The sequence below is a fragment of the Arenimonas sp. genome (assembly GCF_035312645.1).
Lineage (GTDB): Bacteria > Pseudomonadota > Gammaproteobacteria > Xanthomonadales > Xanthomonadaceae > Arenimonas.
Map to the genome: position 1 here is coordinate 14,348 of NZ_DATGBO010000047.1, position 16,946 is coordinate 31,293.

Annotated in this window: 12 protein-coding genes; 6 read left to right on the top strand and 6 right to left on the bottom strand. The window is 64.2% G+C overall.

The window, feature by feature from the left end:
* Positions 1 to 151 precede the first annotated feature (151 nt).
* From VKM35_RS04195 to VKM35_RS04210, 4 genes are all read left to right on the top strand, one after another.
* The gene (locus VKM35_RS04195) at positions 152 to 1,312 is read left to right on the top strand and encodes an acyl-CoA dehydrogenase family protein (RefSeq protein WP_324318675.1); all 1,161 of its coding nucleotides are present in this window, start codon (positions 152 to 154) and stop codon (positions 1,310 to 1,312) included.
* 190 nt (positions 1,313 to 1,502) lie between these two features.
* Positions 1,503 to 6,419 carry an NAD-glutamate dehydrogenase gene (locus VKM35_RS04200; RefSeq protein ID WP_324318677.1) on the top strand — a complete coding sequence of 1,639 codons (4,917 nt, stop codon included), beginning with the start codon at positions 1,503 to 1,505 and terminating at the stop codon, positions 6,417 to 6,419.
* A 516-nt stretch (positions 6,420 to 6,935) separates the two neighbouring features.
* A complete protein-coding gene (locus tag VKM35_RS04205) occupies positions 6,936 to 7,706 on the top strand; it encodes an NAD kinase (RefSeq protein WP_324318701.1) in 771 nt (256 codons plus the stop codon).
* A 48-nt stretch (positions 7,707 to 7,754) separates the two neighbouring features.
* On the top strand, positions 7,755 to 8,714 hold the full coding sequence (locus VKM35_RS04210; protein WP_324318679.1) for a 5'-nucleotidase: 960 nt from the start codon (positions 7,755 to 7,757) through the stop codon (positions 8,712 to 8,714).
* Positions 8,715 to 8,730: 16 nt separating this feature from the next.
* Here VKM35_RS04210 and VKM35_RS04215 read toward each other — a convergent pair whose 3' ends face one another.
* Genes VKM35_RS04215 through VKM35_RS04240 form a run of 6 tightly spaced genes read right to left on the bottom strand, consistent with a single transcriptional unit; the run spans position 8,731 to position 14,469 of the window.
* Positions 8,731 to 9,540 carry a hypothetical protein gene (locus tag VKM35_RS04215; RefSeq protein ID WP_324318681.1) on the bottom strand — a complete coding sequence of 270 codons (810 nt, stop codon included), beginning with the start codon at positions 9,538 to 9,540 and terminating at the stop codon, positions 8,731 to 8,733.
* Positions 9,537 to 10,391, bottom strand: a complete 855-nt coding sequence (locus VKM35_RS04220; protein WP_324318683.1) for a methyltransferase domain-containing protein — start codon at positions 10,389 to 10,391, stop codon at positions 9,537 to 9,539. Before VKM35_RS04220 ends, VKM35_RS04215 begins: the two co-directional genes overlap by 4 nt.
* Positions 10,388 to 11,125 carry a class I SAM-dependent methyltransferase gene (locus VKM35_RS04225; protein WP_324318685.1) on the bottom strand — a complete coding sequence of 246 codons (738 nt, stop codon included), beginning with the start codon at positions 11,123 to 11,125 and terminating at the stop codon, positions 10,388 to 10,390. The genes VKM35_RS04220 and VKM35_RS04225 overlap by 4 nt, the downstream gene beginning before the upstream one ends.
* Positions 11,122 to 12,717, bottom strand: coding sequence for a hypothetical protein (locus VKM35_RS04230; RefSeq protein WP_324318687.1), 1,596 nt, complete (start codon positions 12,715 to 12,717; stop codon positions 11,122 to 11,124). Before VKM35_RS04230 ends, VKM35_RS04225 begins: the two co-directional genes overlap by 4 nt.
* Entirely contained in the window at positions 12,714 to 13,487 is a 774-nt protein-coding gene (locus VKM35_RS04235) for a glycosyltransferase family 2 protein (protein ID WP_324318689.1), read from the bottom strand. Before VKM35_RS04235 ends, VKM35_RS04230 begins: the two co-directional genes overlap by 4 nt.
* Before the next feature lie 13 nt (positions 13,488 to 13,500).
* Positions 13,501 to 14,469 carry an NAD-dependent epimerase/dehydratase family protein gene (locus VKM35_RS04240; RefSeq protein WP_324318691.1) on the bottom strand — a complete coding sequence of 323 codons (969 nt, stop codon included), beginning with the start codon at positions 14,467 to 14,469 and terminating at the stop codon, positions 13,501 to 13,503.
* A 343-nt stretch (positions 14,470 to 14,812) separates the two neighbouring features.
* Between VKM35_RS04240 and VKM35_RS04245 the strand changes: the two genes are divergently transcribed.
* Together VKM35_RS04245 and VKM35_RS04250 are read left to right on the top strand one after the other, a co-directional pair.
* Entirely contained in the window at positions 14,813 to 15,994 is a 1,182-nt protein-coding gene (locus VKM35_RS04245) for an ABC transporter substrate-binding protein (protein WP_324318693.1), read from the top strand.
* A 61-nt stretch (positions 15,995 to 16,055) separates the two neighbouring features.
* Entirely contained in the window at positions 16,056 to 16,601 is a 546-nt protein-coding gene (locus VKM35_RS04250) for an ester cyclase (RefSeq protein WP_324318695.1), read from the top strand.
* Positions 16,602 to 16,946 lie beyond the last annotated feature (345 nt).

Below are 16,946 nucleotides of genomic sequence, written 5' to 3' on the forward strand. Positions count from 1 at the left end.
TTTCATCCGGATTTAAAGATACGGCAGGGTAGGCCCGGCTTCCGTGGGCGTCAAGGCGGGCGTCCGTCCGGTTTTGATACCGGCGTCATCGAAACGGCAGGACCCGACCCGTTACAATCGCCGCTTTCCCAGATTCGAACGAGGAACGGCCGTGGATTTCCGATTCACCGAAGAGCAGCTGATGATCCAGGACGTGGCCCGTCGGATCGCCCAAGAGAAGATCGCGCCCAGCGCCGAGCACCACGACCAGACCGGCGAATTTCCGCTGGCAAACATCCGCACGCTCGGCGAAAACGGCTTGATGGGCATCGAGGTTCCGGCCGAATACGGCGGTGCCGGCATGGACCCGGTCAGTTATGTGCTGGCCATGGTCGAGATTGCTGCTGGCGATGCCGCGCACTCGACCATCGTCTCGGTGAACAACTCGCTGTTCTGCAACGGCATCCTGAAGTTCGGCAATGAGGCGCAGAAACAGCTGTATGTGCGCGCGATCGCCGAAGGCCGCGAGATCGGCGCGTTCGCGCTGACCGAGCCGCAGTCGGGTTCCGATGCCACCGCCATGCGTTGCCGCGCAGTCAAGCAGGCCGACGGCAGCTTCGTCATCAACGGCAAGAAGAGCTGGATCACCTCCGGCCCGGTCGCGAAGTACATCGTGCTGTTTGCGATGACCGACCCGGAGAAAGGCGCCAAAGGCATTACCGCTTTCATGGTCGACACCGCGAAGCCGGGTTTCCATCGTGGCAAGACCGAGCCCAAGCTCGGCATCCGCGCTTCGGCGACCTGCGAGATCGAATTCCAGGATTACGTCGCCACCACAGCCGAAGTGCTGGGCGCGGAAGGCGAGGGCTTCAAGATTGCGATGGGCGTGCTCGACGCCGGCCGCATCGGCATCGCCTCGCAGGCGATCGGCATCGCCCGCGCCGCGTACGAAGCGACGCTGGCCTACGTGAAAGAGCGCAAGGCCTTCGGTGCCCCGATCGGCACCTTCCAGATGACCCAGGCGAAGATCGCCGACATGAAGTGCAAGCTCGATGCGTCGCTGTTGCTGACGCTGCGCGCGGCCTGGCAGAAGGGCGAGTTCGAGAAGGGCGGCGCGCGTTTCAGCAACGAGGCGGCGATCGCCAAACTCACCGCTTCGGAAGCGGCGATGTGGATCACCCATCAGGCCGTGCAGATCCACGGCGGCATGGGTTATTCCAAGGAAATGCCGCTGGAGCGTTATTTCCGCGACGCCAAGATCACCGAGATCTACGAAGGCACCAGCGAAATCCAGCGTCTGGTGATTGCGCGCAACGAAACCGGATTGCGTTGATCGATCGCCCCGCTTTGACAAGAACCCCGCGCCCGCGGGGTTTCTTGTTTCTGACGCCGTCACGCGGGCTGCGACCCTACGCACCGGTATCCCGCAGCAGCGCGCGCCAAATGCCGCACAACTGTCCGCCAGCCCCCTGAACTGGCTACAATTTCCCTCTTTTTCACGCCCCCATCGAGATCCTCATCGCATGAGCGCCCACGCCTCCCTTGATTCCGTCCTCGCCGCGCTGGCGAAGGCCGTCCCCGCCGCCCAGCGCGATCGCGCCCGCACCTTCGCCGCCGCGTATTTCGCGCGCCTGCCCGAGGACGAGCTGGCGCTGAGGCCGGCGGCGACCTGGGCCGGCATCGCCGCGAGCGCGTTGGCGTTCGCGCAGTCGCGACCGCCGGGCGTGGCGAAGATCCGCGCATTCAATGTTTCCGCGGCGGAAGGTTTCGAGACCGCGTACACGGTGGTGCAGATCGTCAACGACGACATGCCCTTCCTGGTTGATTCGGTGAGCATGGCGCTGTCGCAGCGCGGTATCGCCATCCATGGCCTGGTGCATCCGGTGTTCGCGGTCAGCCGCGACGGCGGGGGCGAATTGACGGCGGTCGGCACCGGCGCCGCCGAGTCGTACATGCATCTGGAAATCGATCGCCAGGCCGACGACGCCGATCTGCGTGCGATCGAAGCGGCTATCGCCACCGCACTCGCCGATGTCCGCGCTTCGGTTGCCGACTGGGAAGCGATGCGCGACAAGATGCTGGCGATCGCCGAAGAACTCTCCACGCGGCCGATGCCGGCCAGCGACGAATCCCGCAGCGAAGCACAGGCGTTCCTGCGCTGGGCCGCCGACAACCACTTCACCTTCCTCGGCTACCGCGAATACGAAGTCGGCACGCATGACGGCAAGCGCATGCTCTGCCCGGTCAAGGGCAGTGGCCTGGGCCTGATGCACGGCAAGGACGAACTCGCCGCGCCGCGACCGCTTACCGGCCTTGCGGCGTCGGATCTGCCGCCGGGCGCGCGCCTGGAACCGCTGATCCTCACCAAGACCAATGCCCGCTCCACCGTGCACCGTCCGGGCTACATGGATTACGTCGGCGTGCTGCAGTTCGACGACAAGGGTCTGGCGATCCGCGAACAGCGCTTCCTCGGCCTGTACACCTCCAGCGCTTACAACCGCCGCCCCTGGGACATTCCGCTGGTGCGTCAGCGCCATGAAGCAGTGATGGCCGCGTCGGGCCTTGCCGAAAACAGCCACAGCGGCAAGGCGCTGCGCCACATCCTGGAAACCCTGCCGCGCGACGAATTGTTCCAGTCCAGCCCGGAAGAACTCGTACGTACCTGCATGGGCATCCTCAGCCTGCAGGAACGCGTGCGCCCGCGCCTGTTCCTGCGCCGCGACCGCCACGGCCGTTTCTACTCGGCGCTGGTCTACATTCCGCGCGAACGTTTCAGCACCGAAGTGCGCGAGCGCATCGAAGCGATGCTGATGCGCGAACTGCACGGCGAGCGCCTGGACACCACCATCCAGATCGGCGAATCGCCGCTGGCGCAGCTGCACCTGATCATCCGGCCGAAATCCGGCGACAAGGTGCAGGTCGATGGCGCCGCGCTCGAAGCCGAGCTCACCCGCATCGTGCGCAACTGGCACGACGAATTGCGCGATCAACTCGTCACGCAGCATGGCGAGGAGCCGGGCCAGCGACTGGCTGCACGTTTTGCGCGTGCGCTGCCGGCCGGTTATGTCGAATCGGTGACGCCGGAATTGGCGGCCGGTGATCTGCTGCAGGCCGATGCGTTGTCTGGCGACAAGGACCTGCGTCTGTCGCTGTATCGCAGCGGTGAAGGCGAGCTGCGTTTCAAACTGTTCCGCCTCGGCAAGGAAATCGCACTCTCGGATGCGCTGCCGATGCTGGAAAACCTCGGCCTGCGCATCAACAGCGAGCATCCTTACGAGATCGACCTCGATGACGGCCGAGTGGTCATCCAGGACTTCGAAGTCGAGCCGCTGTCGGGCACGGTCGATGCCGAATCGGCGCGCACGCGTTTCGAGGAAGCGTTCGCTGCGGTCTGGCGTGGCGATGCCGAAAGCGACGGCTTCAACCGTCTGGTGCTTGCTGCCGGCTTGGGCTGGCGTCAGGTCGCGATGCTGCGCGGTTACTGCAAATACCTGCTGCAGACCGGCGTCACCTTCTCGCAGATCTACATGGAAGAAACCCTGGCGCGGTATCCGCTGATCGCACGCCTGCTGGTGGAGTTGTTCGAGGCGCGCTTCGAGCCCGGCCGCGAGATCAAGGCCGATCCGAAAACCTGCAACGCGCTGCGGCAGTCGCTGACCGATGTCGTGCCGATGGAAGACCGGCACAAGCTCGGTACTATCCTCGAGGAAATGGGTGCCGACCGCGCGCTCGATCGCTCCGCACAGATCGATGCCTGCTCCGATGCACTGGCGATCGTGCTGGAAAACGTCTCCAGCCTCGACGAGGACCGCATCCTGCGCAGCTTCATGGCGGTGATTCACGCGACTTTGCGCACCAGCTATTTCCAGAAGAAAGGCGAGGGCGGTACGCACAAGGATTACATCAGCTTCAAGTTCGACCCGGCGAAAGTGCCGGACCTGCCGAAGCCGCGTCCGTACCGCGAAATCTTCGTGTACTCGCCGTTCGTCGAAGGCGTGCACCTGCGCTTCGGCCCGGTCGCGCGCGGCGGCCTGCGCTGGTCGGATCGTCGCGAGGATTTCCGCACGGAAGTGCTGGGCCTGGTGAAAGCGCAGATGGTCAAGAACACGGTGATCGTGCCGGTTGGGTCGAAGGGCGGCTTCTTCGCCAAGCGCTCGCCGGTCGGCGGCGATCGTGATGCCGTGCTCGCCGAGGGCATCGCCTGCTACAAGCGTTTCATCAACGGCCTGCTCGATATCACCGACAACATCGTCGACGGCAAGATCGTCAATCCCGAAAACGTGGTCCGCCACGATCTCGACGATCCCTATCTGGTCGTCGCCGCCGACAAGGGCACGGCGACCTTCTCCGATATCGCCAACGGCATCTCTGCCGAACACGGTTTCTGGCTCGACGATGCCTTCGCTTCCGGTGGTTCGGTCGGTTACGACCACAAGGGCATGGGCATCACCGCGAAAGGCGGCTGGGAATCGGTCAAGCGCCACTTCCGCGCGCTCGGTCGCGATTCGCAGACGCAGGATTTCACCTGCGTCGGCGTCGGCGACATGTCCGGCGACGTGTTCGGCAACGGCATGCTGTTGTCCAAACACATCCGCCTGCTCGCGGCCTTCGATCACCGCCACATCTTCCTCGACCCGAATCCGGATTCGGCGCAGTCTTTCGTCGAACGCCAGCGCCTGTTCAATCTGCCGCGTTCGAGCTGGGACGATTACGACAGGGCGCTGATTTCGAAAGGTGGCGGCATCTTCGCGCGCGGCGCCAAGACCATTGCGCTGAGCCCGGAAATCAAGGCGGCGCTCGACATCCAGAGCGACGCCGAGCAGATGACGCCGGCTGATCTGATGAATGCCATCCTCAAGGCGCCGGTCGATCTGCTGTGGAATGGCGGCATCGGTACCTACGTCAAGTCCAGCAGCGAAACCAATGCCGACTGCGGCGACCGTGCCAACAACGCGCTGCGCGTGAGCGGCAACGAACTGCGCTGCAAGATGGTGGGCGAGGGCGGCAACCTGGGCATGACGCAGCGCGGCCGTATCGAAGCGGCGCAACACGGCGTGCTGCTAAACACCGACTTCATCGACAACTCCGCCGGCGTCGATACTTCCGACCACGAAGTCAACATCAAGATCCTGCTCGGCGCGATCGTCAAACGCGGCGAGTTGAGCATGGCCCAGCGCAACACGCTGCTTGCCAGCATGACCGACGAAGTCGGCGATCTCGTGCTCAACGACAACTACCGCCAGAACCAGGCGATCAGCCTGATGGAAGCGATGAGCGCGGCGCGCCTGGGTTCGTTCGGGCATTTCATCCGCACGCTGGAATCGCAGGGTCTGCTCGATCGCGCGATCGAATTCCTGCCCAGCGATGCCGAGCTGGGCGAACGCAAGTCGCGTGGCCAGGGTCTGACGCGTCCGGAACTGTCGGTGCTGCTGAGCTACGACAAGATCGTGATCTTCAACCAGTTGCTGGAATCGGATGTTCCGGAAGATCCGTATCTTTCCAAGGAACTGGTGCGCTACTTCCCGAAGGCGTTGCAGGACAAGTACGCCGCCGACATGGAAAACCATCGCCTGCGTCGCGAGATCATCGCCACGGCGGTGACCAATTCGATGGTCAACCGCATGGGTTCGACCTTCCTGCTGCGCATGCAGGAAGACACTGGCGAGACGCCGGCGCAGATCGCCAAGGGTTACACGATCACCCGCGAAGTGCTGGGCACGCGCGATTGGTGGGCAGGCATCGACGCGCTCGATCTGAAGGTGCCGGAGTCGGCGCAGATCGAGGCGTTGAGCGATATCTGGCACCTGCAGCGGAACATGGCGCGCTGGTTGCTCAATCGTCCGGACGGCACGCTCAACATCGCGCAGATGGTGGAGCGTTACGCAACGCCGATGCGCGATCTGCGCGAGGCGTTGCCGACGATTCTGCCGGCCGAAAGCCGCGCCTCGCTCGAAGCCGACAAGGCGCAATGGCAGGCGCAGGGGTTCCCGGCGGATCTGGCACAGGCGTTCGCGAGCCTGCCGTATCTGACCTACGCACTCGACATCATCGAAGTGGCACTGGAGCGCAAGCTCGCCGTCGCCGACGTCGGCCAGGTGTATTTCGCGCTGTCCGATGCGTTGCACAGCAAGTGGCTCATGGACAACGTCGAGAAGCTGCCGGTCGAAGGCCGCTGGCACGCGCAGGCACGCGGCGTGTTGCGCGACGAGTTGCAGGCGCAGCAACGTTCGCTGGTCGGCATCGTGCTCGGCTCGGGGACGAACGCGCAGAAACCCGATGCGCTGGTCGCGCAATGGCTGGCCCGCGATGACGCTTCGCTCAAGTACACGCTGAGCATGTTCGCCGACATGCGCAACCTGCGCAGCATGGATTTCGCCACGCTGTCGGTGGCCGTACGCCGTCTCGCGCAGATTGCCGCAGCGGGCGCACGCGCAGCGTAATGCGCCGTGAGCAGACGCGGGGCGTTTCGGCCCCCGCGTCTGCCCGGAAATTCCCGCCTTCGTAGGAGCGGCGCGAGCCGCGACCATGCCTGCCTCAAATTCATGTTCACCCAAGGTCATTTGATTGCCGCGATTGGCTTTTGGTTGAACATCTCACCGACACGCCCGCGCCACCGGAACCCACGGTGCGCCTGTGCCGGTTCGGTCGGCACAATCCCTGTGCCGACTCACCGTCGCAGGCCGTCGTGGCCTGCTCACAGTCTCCCCATGGGTTTCGGCGACGCTCTGAATTTTCGTCGCGGGCTTCTTGCTCGATCTCGCCATTTGATTGGAGGCGTTCGTCGTGCGGGTGTTCTCCCCGGAGCAATCAGCCGAAGGCGCTCCGGGGGGAATGCCCGTGCGGCGAATGCCGTGTGCGAACGTTCTCGGTCGGTGAGTCACATTGGAAATGAGCACGCGACCATTGAAACTCCAATCAGCTATGCTCCCCGCTGACCGGAGACGCCCTGCATGATCCTGCCCGCCAATCCCCGCATCGCCTTTCTTGCCAGCCCGACGCCGGAAGCGCAGGCGGCGCTTGCCGACCTCATCGCTGCGCATGGTCAGCGTCTGCCGGAAGAGGCCGACGTGGTCTGCGCGCTTGGCGGCGACGGTTTCATGCTGCAGACGCTGCATCGCCATGGCGAGCGCAAGCTGCCGGTGTTCGGCATGAAGCTCGGCACGGTCGGCTTCCTGATGAACCAGTATCGCGCCGATGAATTGCTCGCCCGCCTGCATGCCGCCGAGCCCGCCGTGCTGCGTCCGCTGGAAATGACTGCGGTAACCGAAGCGGGCACGACGATGACCTCGCTGGCCTACAACGAAGTGTCGCTGCTGCGGCAGACGCGGCAGGCCGCGCATCTGCGCGTGCATCTCAATGGCCAGGTGCGCCTGGATGAACTGGTCTGCGATGGCGCGCTGGTGGCGACGCCAGCGGGCAGCACCGCCTACAATTTTTCCGCGCACGGTCCCATCCTGCCCTTGGGCTCGTCGGTGATCGCGCTCACGCCGATCGCAGCGTTCCGCCCGCGACGCTGGCGCGGAGCCTTGTTGCGTGCCGACACGCAGATCAAGATCGAAGTGCTCGACCCCTACAAGCGTCCGGTCAGCGCCACCGCCGATTCGCACGAGGTGCGCAACGTCGTCGAAGTCGTCATCCGCGAGTCGCAGGATCGTACCGTGACGCTGTTGTTCGACCCCGAGCACAATCTCGAGGAACGGATCCTCAATGAGCAGTTCGTCACCTGAGCCAACTGCTCGATCTATTGCGACCGCGATCGCCCGCGCGAATAAGACATGACCACGCCCATTACGCCTGCCGAACCATCGAACGCGCAACTCGTCGTCGCGATCACCGCGCGCGCATTGTTTCAGCTCGAGGACGGCCACGACCTGTTCGAGCGTGAAGGCGTCAAGGCGTATGCCGATTTCCAGCGACAGCGCGAGAACGAAGCGCTGGCGCCGGGCATCGCTTTTCCGCTGGTGAAGAAATTGCTCGCCTTGAACGCCGGTGCGCCAGCCGGGCGCCCGCGTGTCGAGGTGATCCTGCTGTCGCGCAATTCCTCCGATACCGGCCTGCGCATCTTCAACGCGATCGAACATTACGGCCTGGGCATCATCCGCGCGGTGTTCACCAGCGGCGCGCCGGTGTATCCGTACATCAAGCCCTTCGGCGCGCAGTTGTTCCTGTCGGCGAATCCTGAATCGGTGCGGCGTGCGCTCGAACACGGCGTTGCTGCGGCTACCATTCTCCCGGCAAAATCCGCGGGCGACAGCGCCGGCGAAGCGTCAACGCCGGACGAAAAAGAGGATGTGTCCGGGCAACTGCGCATCGCTTTCGACGGCGACGCGGTGATCTTCGGTGATGAATCCGAACGCGTATCGCAGCAGGACGGCATCGCCGCGTTCCATGCGCATGAAACGGAACGTGCGCATGAGCCATTGTCGGGTGGGCCGTTTCGCGGTTTCCTCGCCGCCTTGCACGAGTTGCAGCAGGCATTTCCGGCGCGCAACTCACCGATCCGCACCGCGCTGGTCACCGCGCGTTCCGCGCCCGCACACAAACGCGTGATCCTGACCCTACGCGAATGGGATGTGCGCCTGGACGAAGCCCTGTTCCTCGGCGGCCGCGACAAAGGCCCGTTCCTGCAGGCGTTCGGCGCCGATCTTTTTTTCGACGATTCCAAACACAATGTCGAAAACGCCCGCCAGCATGTCGCTACCGGCCACGTGCCGCACGGGGTTTCCAATCCTTGAGTCGGGGCGACGACTGCTATTCGATAGACACTGGCGCGGATAGCAACTCCCTGATCCTCTGATGCAGCGCGCGTTGCTGTGTTTCTCGTGTTGCGGCATCGCGCTGGCAAAGAGCCAACCAGAATTCGCGCAACCGTGCCGCTTCGGTGGCGAGATCGCGGCCGGCGACATCGCGATGCCAGGAGCGGCGCAGGAAGCTGAAATCGCAATCCAGTCGCTGCATTTCCGCGAGCAACAAGTCGCCGGCAATCGGCGCGCCGCGGCCGGGGATGGTGACGCCGCCGAAACCGAAAGCCTTGCCGGCGAAACACTCGCGCAGCTTTTCCACGGTGCCGTCGAGCAGGGCTTCGAAGATCAAGGTCTTGCCGCGCGAAATCGCCAGATCGTTGAGGCCGACGTAGACGGCGGCTAGCGGCAGCGTCGCCAGGTCCGGTGCGATCCGCACGGCGTCGTCGGTTTCCACCAGAATCGCGGCATGGGCGCGGCCGTCGATGCGATGCAGAAAGTGCTCGACCTCGTCGATCCGGCGCAGCATCGGCAGGAATATCTGCTGCGCGCCGGCGGCGATCGCGGTTTCGATTTCCTCGTCGGTCCAGACGCCGTGGGCATTGATCCGGCAATGCACGAACGCGCCAGGCACGCTCGCGGCCGCAGCGACGCCGTCGATTTCCACATACGACGTATCGGTATCGGCGCCGTGTTGGCGATCGACCTTGCCGCGCCATTCGCAGTCGATCATCACCTCATGCAGGCCGGCGGCGACGTTGGCGCGGATCGCCGCTGCGTCGGTTTCGAATACCAGCAGGCCAAGCGGTTTTGTATTCATGCCGCCTCCGCCCAGACGATCAGACTCGATCCGAACGGCAGGCGCCAGCGCGAAAACAGCCGCACTTCCATGGCATTGATGCGGCCAAGAATCGCCGCGACGAAAGCCGCCGGCTCGCGCTCGGCGCGGCGCGCGCGTGCACCGAGCAGACGACGACTGAGCCATAGCAACGGAAACAAGGCGAACTGGTAATGCGTGTGGCCGCGCAGTCGCCAACCCGATGCTCGCAATTCGCGGGCGAGCAAGGCGCGATCGTAGCGGCAACGATGGCCGGCGAGTTCGTCGGCATAACTCCACAGGCTTTGATACGCAGGCACCGATAGCAGCAGTCGTGCGCCTCGGCGCGCAACGCGTCTGGCTTCGCCGAGCATCGCGACCGGGTCGGCGTGTTCAAGCACATCGAAGGCCATCAGTGCATCGAATTGATCGTCGGCCAGCGGCAGGCGGCCGACGTCGGCCTGCAAAAGCATTGCGTCGCTGCCGCGACCGCCCGCTTCGAGCAGCGACTGCACATGCGATTCCAGCGCCGTGCAGGATGAAAACTGCGCGTCCCAGGCGCGCAGCAGGCGACCGCTGCCGCAGCCCAGTTCCAGTGCCGCGCCGCCGGCAGGCAACTCGCGTTGCGCGATCTCACGCAGCAGTCGGTCGCGCGGCGCAAACCAGAAATGTTTTTCCTCGATGCCGTGCAGATGTTCGCGGGCCGCCGTGTCGAAACCCGTTGGCGTCGCGACTGAATCATCGCGCCAGATGCCGTCTTCACGATGCAGCGCAAAACCGCATCGCGGGCAGTTGATGTTCGTCTCGCCGATCAGCTCGACACGGCATAGCGGGCAAGAAAAGCGTGGCGTCATTGCGGATTGCGCGCGCGGAACACGCGGAAAACATGCGCCCAGCGCAGCCAGCGCTGGCGATCGAGCGCATCCTCCAGGCGGCTGCCCCAGGGGCGATTGATCACGAACGGCGGTGCGAAACCGTAGCTCGTCGATGGCAGCGGTTGCAGGCCAGCCCGGTGCATCGCCGCGTGCACGCAGGCATCGTGCATGTCGAACAGCCCGTGTTCGCCGCGGAAGGTCATCTTCGGCGTCAATGCCACCTGCACGGTGTAGAGCGGGTGCCGGCCACGCGGCTCGATGAAACACAGTTCCGCGCCAGGTTTGAGCGCGGCGCGCAGGCCGGCGAACACCGCCGTCAGATCATGCATGTGATGCAAGGTGAAAAAACCGACGGCGCGATCGAAGCGCTGGTCGGTGTGCGTGGCGATTTCCGCGATATCGCAGGCGAGTGTCGCTACTGGCTGCGTGGCCGCTGCCTGCAGGCGTTGCAGTTGCACCGGCGAGAGATCGTTGCAGACCACATCCAGGCCACGCGCGAGCATCGGCAGGCTGAACTTGCCCAGGCCGGCGCCGACTTCAAGGATAGGCTGGCGTGGCTGCAGGCCGGCGATGGTGATCATGCGTTCGACATGCCGATGCACGTAAGGCGTATCGCGCACCTGCATCGCCGGCCGGTCCGGCGCCTGCTCGTAATAGTCGCGTTGCTGCGCGTTGTGCTGCAGGCGGAAAGCTTCGTTGGTCTTCGGGCTCACGGCGGGGTCGTTCCGGAAAGACAGGGAGAAATGGTCGCGGAAGCTTGGCCTGTTTGCGTTGTCGCTGCCAGTAGCTGCGGGTCGTTGGCCTCTTTGCGCGCCGCGAAATGCGTGTTGATCAGCGCGGTCAGCTGCGGCGCGTAACAGGCGATCCGCGTCCGCGGCGAAGGGGAAAGACGGAATTCCGGCTGCAGCGTGATAAAGCGCGCGCTCGCGAGTTCCGTCGCTGCCTCGGCATCGTCGTGGGCCGCGCGAATCGTGTTGGGAAGAAAATAATTCCGGCGTCCGGGCGTAGGCGTTTGCAGGATAAAGTTGAGGCCGGGCGCATACGGCACGGCGGCGATGCGATCCCCCGCGGTGAGGTCATGATCGATGGCGCGCGTGGCGCTGTCCCAGCCGCTGCCATCCGCTGCCATGAAGCGCAGTCCATGCACCAGCGCAACCGGATGCGTCGCGGTGCGCAGCTGGCCGGGCCCACCGCCGGCATCGAGAACGAAGCCCGGCAACAGCAGACAGAACAGAAACATCGCGATGACTGCTCGACCTATTTTCGCAGCCGCTGGCGGCAGCGCACTGCGCAGCCCGTCGGGACCCAGCAACCAGATACCGCCGACGATCAGCGCGAATCCGCGTTGGCATAGATGCACGGCATCGGGGCGTTCGATCAGGAACTGCGGCAGGCTCATCGCGACGAAGACCAGCACCAGCAAGGCATCGCTGTCGCGTACGGCTAGCATCTTGCGCTGGCGCCATTGCGCGATCAGCGTGCCGATCAACCCCAATGGTAGGAGGAACGATGCGAAATACAGTGCCGCGAACAGCGCGGTTCCACCGTTAGCGAAGATCTCGGCGAACGCCGGCGGTGGTTGTCGATACCAGGCGCCGCTGCGTTCGCTGGCGATGCCGAGGAAGGCAAATAGTTGTCGCAGGTAGTCGTTGAGTACGCCCTGCATCGCCAGCCAGACGAGCAACGGCAGCAAAGTCAGTGTAAAGACCACCGTGCAAGTGGCGAAAAGTTTTGCCGGTGACGGACGTGCCGCCGGTGCCTGCCATGCCGCGATCAGCAGCAGCGCGATCGCACACGCCGCTGCGTCCAGCCGCAGTTGCAGGCCGAGCGCGATCACCATCGTCAACAAGGCATAGGTCGCAACACCGGCACCACGACGGATCCGCAGCGCCAGCCAGAGAGCACTCAGGCATAGCGTCGCCACGTAGGCTTTGTGCCAGGCTCCCGGCGCCAGCGCCAGCAGCATTGCGGCCAGCCAGGCGAAGCGGCGCGCACCGAATGCGCGCACCACCGCGAACATCAGTGCGACATTGATCAGCAACAAAGCGATGCTCAAGCCACGCGCATTGGCGATGCTGGTGCCGAAGGCATCGAACGCCAGCGCATACAGCGCGAATATTCCCGGCGGATACGTCGACAGCTCGAAATCGCGGAACGGAATCTGTCCTCGCGACACCGCCCAGCTGAGGTAATACAGATAGCCCTCGTCGCCGACATCGAAAGCGGCATGTGCGGAAATCAGCGAGTACAAGGCCAGCAACAGCAACAACAGCAGGGCGGCGACGGATTTTTCCGTGCGGCTCATTCGCGGCGTCCGGCCTCGCCGCTGCGTGCAACAATCGCCGCCAGTTGCTGCGAACGCAGCGGTGCTTCTTCGCTCGGCCGCGCGAACCAGGCGCTGCGTACCATGCGCATCGCCGCGCGCAGGCGGCGCCAGCCGGAATACGCGGAACTGCCATGCGGCCGCGATTCGCGCATCACCGGCACGCTGAGGCAGCGCAGTTTCGCCGCAGCGATCATGCCGATCAGCATTGGTGTGCCCGGTGTCGTCATCGCCAGCAGGCGATCGAGCGCATCGCGCCGGATCGCGAAAAACATGCCGGCATCGCCGGGCAGGCCGGTCATCGGTGCCAGCACCAGCCGTCGATACAGGCGCGAGGTGAGCATGCGATGCCAGGCCTGGTAATCACCGACGCGACCAGCGAACACGACATCGCTGTCGCGTGTGCGCAGGGCGCGCAGCAAGGCGGGAATGGCCTCGGGTGGATCCTGCAGGTCGGCATCCATCACCACGCAGATGTCGCCGTCGGCATCGCCGAGTCCGGCAAGCGCGGCGCGGTGCTGGCCGCGATTACCACCGTGACGCAGTCCGCGTACGCCGGGCCGGCTTTGCGCCAGCGCTTCGATGCGCGTCCAGGAATCATCCGGCGAGGCGTCGTCGACAAAAATGATTTCATGATCGAGGCGATGGTCTCGCATCGTTGCGGCGATGCGCGCGCACAGGCGAGCCAGCGAACCGGCATTCGCATAGACCGGAATCACCACCGAGACGCGCAGCGGCCTGGTCGTTTCCATGATCGCGGCCAATTCAGGCATAGGCGGGCAGGTGGCGATGCTGTTGCAGGAAGGTCAGCGTCTTTTCCAAGCCCTCGGCCAGGGTCGTGGCCGGGGTCCAGCCGAAAATTTCCCGGCAAAGGTGCGTATCCGCGACCCAGTGGTCGGTATCGCTGGCGTGATGCGGATACGCGCCATCGAGCAGGCGCAGCCGCTGGCCAGTCAGTTGATCGATCATCGCCACCATCCCCTCGTTGCTGGTCTGCACGCCGCTGCCGATATTGATCGCCCTGCCGATCGCTGCCGCGCTGACCACTGCACGCAGGCTGGCTTCAACGACATCGTCGACATGCACGTAATCGCGGCGAATCCCCGGCGCCGTCAACCCTAGTGTGCCACCGTCCATGCCCGCGAGCAGCGCCTTGATCAGCAGGCGCTCGCGCGACTCCCAGGCGCCATAGACCGAAAACAGCCGCAGCAGCGTCGCCGGCAAGCCTTCATCGCGCTGCGCCTGCAGGAACAACAAGCCGGCGCAGGCCTTGCTCAGGCCGTGGTGGCTGTCCGGCTGCAACGGCATGTCTTCTCGGAGAGGTTGGTCGCGATGCCCGTATTCGAGCGAACTGCCGTGCACGATCAACCGCTGCGGCGGCGTCGCCCGGCAGGCGGCAAGCAGATTGCGCGCCGCGACGAGATTGGTCTCGTAGTAGAGCCGGCCATCGCTGGTATCGCCACGCGCGGTGGCGAGATGGAACAGCCAATCGGGCTTGGCATCGGCGCAAGCACGCATGAGCGCCTCAGCATCGCGCAGATCGGCGGCATGCCAGATGATTTTGTCTTCGATGCCGGCCATCCGCCACAAATCGCTATCCGCACGTCGCAGCGCATGCACTTCGTGACCCTCGGCCAGGAGGCGACGGATCAGGTTGGCGGCGATGAAGCCCGAGGCGCCAGTGATGAGGGTGCGGCGTGCGGGGGACGTGGAAGAAGAGGCCGTTGGCGGCACGGAAGGGGCTCGAAGAGGAGGGGTTGAGGATAAGGGATGGAAGGAGCGGTGTCAGGGGCGCTTGTCTCTGATCACCATTGCGTATCGTGAGCGGGCATGGTCGCGATGTTTTGCGGTCGCGGCGATTTTTACCGCCAGTGAGCTGGCTCCTGCGGCTTCAGTTGTGGCGAGACTCGCTTCCGATCAACGCAAGCACGCTACCCTGGGTGCAGTTACTGCTGGGGCAAACTTGGCCATGCCTGCTCCTGCGGCGGCAATGCCTTGTCGCCTTGACACCATGCGATCTCACGGCGAGGCTAGGTCGGCACCGCGGCAATCCACACTCACGAGGACGCACGCACCTATGTCCATAGTCCTGAAACCCTTGCTGCTGTCGGCGGCGCTGACTTTGCTTGTCGCGGGTTGCGGAAAGAAACACGAAGCGGTGCCGGCGAAAGCTGCGGCCGCCGCTGCGGCGCCGGTGCTCGAGGGTGAGGTCGGCATCATCGCCCGCGCCGGTGACATCGAGCGCGGCGAAAGCGACAGGAGCGTCGACTGGGTCAGTGGGTTCGAGAAGGAGACCGGCTGCCGCGTCAACGTCAGGATGGTCGATACATCCGACGAAATGGCGGCGTTGGTGAATCAGGGTGGCTCCGACCTGGTCATCGCCTCGGGCGATACCTCGCTGCGCCTGATCGCTGGCGGCAAGGTGCAGCCGATCGATATCACGCGCATCAAATCCTGGTCGGGCGTCGATCCGCGCCTGCAGAACGCGGCCTGGCACACCGTCGACGGCAAGCACTACGGCGTGCCCTGGCAATGGGGGCCGAACGTGCTGATGTACAACACGAAGACCTTCAAGACCGCGCCGATCGATTGGAGCGTGGTGTTCGAGGAGCAGAAACTGCCCGATGGAAAATCCAATGCAGGCCGCGTGCAGGCATTTGCCGAACCGATTTACATCGCCGATGCCGCCGTCTATCTGATGGGCAAGAAACCCGAGCTCGGCATCACCGATCCGTACGAGCTCAACGAGGCGCAGTACGCCGCCGCGCTGACGGTACTGCGCGCGCAGAAGGCGCTGGTGCATCAGTACTGGCAGGATGCGGGCAAGCAGATCAGCGATTTCAAGAGCGAAGGCGTGGTCGCTTCGGGTTCGAGGTTGTATCAGGTGAATGCATTGCAGGCGGAAAAGCCAGCGCAGCCGATCGCTTCGACCGTTCCTGCCGAGGGCGCAACCGGCTGGGCCGACACCACAATGCTGCATGCGCAGGCCAGGCATCCCAATTGTGCGTACGCGTGGATGGAATGGTCGCTGCATCCAAAAGTGCAGGGCGATGCCGCCGAGCGCCTCGGATCGGTGCCGGCGGTGCCTGCGGCCTGCGGCAACAACGCCTTGCTCGGCGTCGATGGTTGCAAGACCCATGGCAGCGACGACTTCGACAGGATCCATTTCTGGCGCACGCCGCAGGCGAAATGCGGCACTGGCGACTGCGTGCCTTACAGCCGCTGGACGCAGGACTACACCACCATCATGGGTAATTGAATGGCAGGGGCAGGTGGCGGCTCCGCCGTGGCATGATCGGGCATTGGCTGCGGAGAATTCGATGAAACCTGTGTCATTGCTGTGTGGCGTTCTTCTGCTGTCGCTCGCTGGCTGCAAGGGCGAACCCGAGACCACCGCCGTTGCACCGATCGTCGTCGCCAAGCCCGTTGTCGCGCCGACGCCTGTTGTTGCGCCCGCGAGCCCCGCCCTCGACGTCGTGGTCGGTTATCGCGCCGCCTGGAACGCCCACAACATCGACCAGGCCGGCAGCTTCCTCGCCGACGACGTTACTTATTTCGATGCATCCATCGGCACGCCGTTGCATGGTCGCGAAGAGGCGACGAGCAAGATCATCCGCGTCTTTCTCACCGCGGTGCCGAATGCGCAATGGGAAATGCGCGGCCCGCCGATCGCCACCAACGACGGCGTCGCCTTCGAATGGACCTTCTCCGGTACCAACACCGGCGCCTGGAGCGCGAACCTGCCGGCGACCACGCAACAGGTGCGTTTCAGCGGCGTGACTTTCATCCGCGTCGAAGGCGGCAAGATCCGTTCGATCGGCACCTACTACGATTCGTCGATATTGAATCGGCAGATGGGCTGGTAGTGGGATGCAGGTCGAATAGTTGCGCCGTCATTCCCGCGAAGGCGGGCGGCGATTTTCAAGGCTGTCGCTGATCATCCAGCGACCTCAATTTTTTGGATAGCAAAGACGCTGGATTCCCGCCTTCGCGGGAATGACGGGTTGCGAGTCAAATAGTTTGTACCGTCATCCCCGCGAAGGCGGGGATCCAGCGTCTTCCGCTCTTGAATGAATTAAAGACACTGGATCCCCGCCTTCGCGGGGATGACGCACTGATAAATTTTTCGCGAAGATTTTAGATGTTTTCCCCAACAGAGACGCGCCTATCACCCTCTGGCGGCAGCATCCCGCCACGCGCTCGCAACGCAT